The organism is Mucilaginibacter sp. (assembly GCF_036383575.1).
Classification (GTDB): Bacteria; Bacteroidota; Bacteroidia; order Sphingobacteriales; family Sphingobacteriaceae; genus Mucilaginibacter.
In genome coordinates, this window is sequence record NZ_DASVOB010000093.1 from 1 (window position 1) to 3,864 (window position 3,864).

Annotated in this window: 4 protein-coding genes; all 4 read left to right on the forward strand. The window is 43.9% G+C overall.

Annotated features, from left to right (window positions below; genetic code table 11):
* On the forward strand, positions 1-1,497 hold a 1,497-nt coding region (locus VF500_RS03450; RefSeq protein WP_330858332.1), incomplete at its 5' end, for an efflux RND transporter permease subunit.
* 9 nt (positions 1,498-1,506) lie between these two features.
* Complete coding sequence (locus VF500_RS03455) at positions 1,507-2,823, forward strand: TolC family protein (protein ID WP_330858333.1); 1,317 nt, start codon at positions 1,507-1,509, stop codon at positions 2,821-2,823.
* A gap of 41 nt (positions 2,824-2,864) precedes the next feature.
* Entirely contained in the window at positions 2,865-3,245 is a 381-nt protein-coding gene (locus tag VF500_RS03460; RefSeq protein WP_330858334.1) for a response regulator, read from the forward strand.
* The coding region (locus VF500_RS03465) for an N-acetylglucosamine kinase (RefSeq protein ID WP_330858335.1) at positions 3,242-3,864 on the forward strand (623 nt) is incomplete at its 3' end. The genes VF500_RS03460 and VF500_RS03465, both read left to right, overlap by 4 nt.

Sequence of the window (3,864 nt, forward strand, 5' to 3'; positions counted from 1 at the left end):
GACCGCAGCCTGCTTCGTTATAGTGTTACCGGTTCAGAGGGTGCGACTTATGAGTACATGACCAAATACATGGACAAGGTATCAAACCTGGTTGAGGATTCAATTCCTGAGTCAAACGTTAATCTTGAAATTGTTTCACCATCATTTGGCGGTGGCGGAGCGTCAAATACCGGCTTCGGCAGGGTAGGACTTGTTAACCCTGATGAACGGAAACGGACCCAGCAGGAACTTGCCGACTGGCTCAATGCTAAATTGAGGAAAATGCCCGATGCCCGTGCCATTGTGGTGCAGGAACAAACCATCAGCGGTGGCGGTTCGGGATCAAAAACATCGTTACCGGTGCAGTACGTTATCCAGAACCAGGATTTTGAAAAGATCCGCAAGGTGCTGCCAACATTTTTTGCCGAGGTGTCAAAAAGCCCCGTTTTCCAGGGAACGGATGTTAACCTGAAATTTACCAAGCCTGAACTGCGCGTAGTTACCGACCGCGAGCGTGCCCGCGACTTAGGTGTTTCTGTTGATGATATTGCGCAGACGCTGCAGTTGTATTATAGTGCCGGCAGGTTAGACTATTTCCTGATCAACGGTAAACAATACCAGGTGATAGCACAGGTTGACCGTGCCCACCGTGATCAGCCGCTTGATCTGAAATCTGTTTATGTACGTAGCTCAAAAGGCACTTTGGTGCAGCTGGATAACGTGGTTAAAACCACCGAGGGAGCTACGCCTCCCGCTATTTATCACTTTAACCGTTATAAATCGGCAACACTTTCGGCCGGACTTGCCCCGGGTTATACCGTTGGTGATGGTATCAAAGAAATGGACAGGATCTCAAAAAGTTTACTTGACGATACTTTCAGTACTGCATTGAGCGGTCCGTCACGTGACTATGCCGAAGGTTCATCGAATATCCTTTTTGCCTTTGGTTTTGCATTGTTGTTGATCTACCTGGTACTGGCCGCCCAGTTTGAAAGCTTTATGGATCCATTGATCGTGATGCTTACCGTGCCGCTGGCTATTTCGGGCGCGTTTTTATCATTGTGGCTGTTTAACCAAACGCTCAATATTTTCAGCGAGATCGGGATCATCACCCTGGTAGGGCTGGTAACCAAAAACGGGATCTTGATTGTAGAATTTGCCAATCAGCGGATGGAGCAGGGGGTAGCCAAATACGAGGCTGTTGTTGAAGCTGCCACTGCGCGTTTACGCCCTATATTAATGACAAGTTTGGCCGTGGTGCTTGGATCTGTACCTATCGCGTTTGCATTAGGTGCCGGTGCAAAAAGCCGTGTATCATTAGGTATTGTTATTATGGGCGGGATGCTATTTTCGTTGGTGCTAACGCTTTATATTATCCCGATGATGTACCTGCTGCTGGCTGCTAAAAGTCGGAAAGACCACGACCACGATCCTGAAGATATGGCCGCCGAAGCCGAAATGGCCGAAGCCGCACGTCATCCGCATCACCTTGAACCTAAACTGATCGAAAACCTGTAATTTAATATGATGATCAAGAAAATAACCTGCCTGGTTTTTGGTTTTGCAATGGTATCAACCATAGCCTTAGCCCAGCAGGACGCACCGCTGCTTACCTTAAAAGATGCGGTAGAAATAGCGCTGAAGAACAACTATAACATCAAGTTGTCGCAAAACAACTCAACCATAGCATCAAATAATGTTACGCTTGGTAATGCGGGAGTTTTGCCCCAGCTAACCGGAAATTTTTCGGATAATAATAGCCGCCAGTCAACCAAACAAACGCTTAATACCGGTAAGGATAATAATATAAACGCGCACAACTCCAACAACAGTTATGGTGTAAACCTTAACTGGACTATTTTTGATGGATTCAACATGTTTGCCACTTACGACCAGTTGAAGCAGCTTGATAAGCTCGGGATTTTACGCTTACAGGATACCGTACAACGCACAGTAGCCAATGTGGTTAATACCTATTATGATCTGATCAGTCAAAATGAACAGATCAAGGCGCTTAAGGGAGCTATAGGTATCTCACATACTCAACTGCGTATTGCTACAGATAAATTTAATGTAGGTAGGGCATCAAGGCTTGATGTGCTTAACGCGCAGGTAAACCTGAATACTGATACCGGTAACCTGGTTATCCAGTATCAATTATTTAAATCAACCAAAATTCTGCTGAACCAGTTACTCATCCGTGATCTTCAATCAAATTTTTCGGTGGCTGATACCATTGTGGTTGATGATAAGCTGATCCTTGCCGATGTGCTCAATAACGCACAGTTGCAAAACCCCGGGATATTATCGGCACAAATTAACCAGCGCCTGGCCGAGATCAACCTCAAGCAGGTACGCTCAACACGCTACCCGCAGGTGGGTTTAACATCCGGCTATGTGTTTACTAACAGTAAAACGCCGGCCGGTTTCACGGTATCGCAAAATGTACACGGGTTTAATTACGGGCTAACCGCAAGCATTAATATTTTTGATGGTTTTAATCAAAACAGGCGCGAAAAAAACGCGAAGATCCAGATTGATAATGCAGGTATTGCTGCCAAGCAAACCAAGCTGAATATTGAAAGTCAGATCAATAGCTTGTTTGTTGCCTATCTTTCGGGCCTCGATTTGGTTAAACTGGAAGAAGCCAACGTAAACCTTAATAAAAAGAACCTGGATATTACGCTTGATAAATATAAGTTAGGCAATATTACTCCGCTTGAAGTAAGGGAAGCGCAGCGTAATTACCTTGACGCGCAATCAAAGTTTTTTGCTGCACAATATCAAAGTAAACAGGCCGAGATCATGTTAAAACAAATAACCAACAGCATTAACATCAATTAAAAAATATTTTAATAATAAGTTTAAAAACTTATTTTTGAAACATGACCACCCCTTTTAAAACCTGCCTGCTTATTGATGATAACTACATTGATAACTTTATAACACGCAGGGTTTTAGAGAACAGTAACTTCGCCGAGAATATCATTGTGCGCCAGTCACCGATGGAGGCCATTGAATCATTAAAAGACGGATCGGTAGATCCGGATGTCATTTTTTTAGATATCAGGATGCCATTGATGAGCGGTTTTGAGTTTCTGCAGGAGTACGATGGGTTGGAAATTGCTAAAAAAGGAATTAAAATATATATGTTATCATCATCGCTTGACCCTACCGATATGCGGCAATCAAGCGATAATAAGCATATTACACAGTTTATTCATAAGCCACTTACTGTTAAAGCGCTCGAGGAAATTTGTCAATGATCTTAGTTGCAGATAGCGGATCATCAAAAACTGATTGGCTGCTGACCATTTCAGACCAGGAAACCCGCTCGTTCCTTACTGCGGGATTAAACCCATATTTTTTAACCGAAAAGGAGATAGCCCGTATTATACTGGACCAGGCCCCCGAAATGGTAGCTCTTGCTCCGGAAATTTCTGAAATTTACTTTTTTGGCGCGGGATGCAGCAGTCCCGACAGGCATGAGATCGTATCAAATGCACTAAGCACGCATTTTAGCAAAGCCTACATCAGTGTTGACAGTGACCTGCTGGGATGTGCTTATGCAACCTGCGGCCAGGAAAAGGGAATTTGTTGCGTAATGGGAACGGGTAGTAATATCTCTTTTTTTGACGGTGAAGACATTTATGACGGACAGCATGGTCTTGGCTTTGTTTTGGGCGATGAAGGCTCCGGCACCTGGTTTGGTAAAAAATTGATCACCGATTTTTTATACGGCAACATGCCGCATGATATCAGTCAGAAATTTGATAAGGCCTACCACCTTAACAAGGAGATCGTGATCAAAAATGTATATCAAAGGCCCAATGCCAACACTTACCTGGCATCGTTCAGTAAGTTTGTAAGTGAAATAAAAACTAC

Bases quoted from the DNA above. Each gene is read 5' to 3' on its own strand.
- VF500_RS03455 (WP_330858333.1), top strand. From the start codon at position 1,507: ATGATCAAGAAAATAACCTGCCTGGTTTTTGGTTTTGCAATGGTATCA.
- VF500_RS03460 (WP_330858334.1), top strand. From the start codon at position 2,865: ATGACCACCCCTTTTAAAACCTGCCTGCTTATTGATGATAACTACATT.